Raw genomic sequence first — 1,479 nt, forward strand, 5'->3', positions numbered from 1 at the left:
TTTCATAGGATGCAGCACCATCATTGGTGAATTCATAGTCACCATTTGTTGCAAATAATGGTTCATCGAAGAATTGCATTACTTCCGCATCTGGTTCACCTTGATAAAATGCGTAGTTAAGAGTTCCTTCAAACGGAGTATCTGAAACTAATGCATAATTTAGACTTCCATCAGCCACTGCACTTTTGTCATTCTTTACTGCCAACGGAAATTTGCTGATATCTTCTTTTGGTTTTGAATTAGAAGAAGATCCCGACGAACCGTTGCTGCCAGTTTTACTTCCGCAAGCGGATAACAGTAAACCTAGGACAACGATAAGACTCAAAAACTTGAATAGATGATTCTTTTTCTTCATCCCTTTTTCCTCCCTTTTTAACCTAATCTTTGTCTTGCATCGGCTGCACGTTTTAACGCTTGTCCGATGAAATTTATACACAGCATCATTACTAAAATTAATAGCGATGCGGGTAACCAAATCCACCATTTATTTTGGAGAACATCTGGATTGGATGCATAGCTTACAAGAGTACCCAAACTTGGTGTACTTTCCGGCAATCCAAATCCTAGATAAGTTAAACCTGACTCAATCCCAATGTTTCCAGCAAGGTTTAAGGTTAAGTTAACGATGATAATAGAGCTTAAGTTTGGCAGTATTTCGCGGAAAATGATCTTCCAATGCGGTGTTCCCAATGTTTTGGAAGCCTGAACATAATCTAATTCGCGTTCTNGATAATAGAGCTTAAGTTTGGCAGTATTTCGCGGAAAATGATCTTCCAATGCGGTGTTCCCAATGTTTTGGAAGCCTGAACATAATCTAATTCGCGTTCTGCTAACGTTTTGGAGCGGATTAACCTTGCCTTACCGGTCCAATAAAAAGCACTCATGATTAAGATAAATGTGTAAACATTATATTTCGGTGCAATTGTAACGAATACAATAATTAACATTAAAGTAGGTAAAATAATGATGAAATCAATAATACGCATAATAATATTATCAACTTTCCCACCGAAGTAACCGGCGCAGAGACCTACACACAGACCGATGATGCCTGTTAACAATGTTATAAATAGACCGATGGTAAAGGAGTTTTTAGCCCCGATAATTAATTGTCCTAAGATATCCCTTCCCCCGTAATCAGTCCCTAATAAATGTTCTGCAGATGGAGGCGCGTATATTGATAATAAATCAACTGTAACAATTTTATCTTGATCTAATAAGAGCGCTGCACCGTATACGATAATTAGGATGACAGCTAGTAATATTAAGGAAAATAAAGCAATTTTATCTTTTACGATTTCTCTCAACATGATGGAGAATGCGCTATTTCTATTTTTAACTTTCTTTACTTTTACTTCTGATGGATTTACAGCTTCAGCTTTCATGTTTGTCCCCCTCCCCGTTATTCAATTCTGATTCGCGGATCAACAGCACTTAAGATTATGTCTGAAAGTAATGTACCAACTAATGTTGCAAAAC

At 37.2% G+C, this 1,479-nt stretch carries 2 pseudogenes; both read right to left on the reverse strand.

The window, feature by feature from the left end:
- Window positions 1-355 (reverse strand): annotated as a pseudogene (locus CWO92_RS24820) (oligopeptide ABC transporter substrate-binding protein); the annotation flags it as partial.
- A gap of 17 nt (window positions 356-372) precedes the next feature.
- Window positions 373-1,385: pseudogene (locus CWO92_RS26725) on the reverse strand (ABC transporter permease).
- Between the last annotated feature and the right edge of the window lie 94 nt (window positions 1,386-1,479).

The organism is Heyndrickxia camelliae (genome assembly GCF_002844575.1).
Lineage (GTDB): Bacteria > Bacillota > Bacilli > Bacillales > Bacillaceae_C > Margalitia > Margalitia camelliae.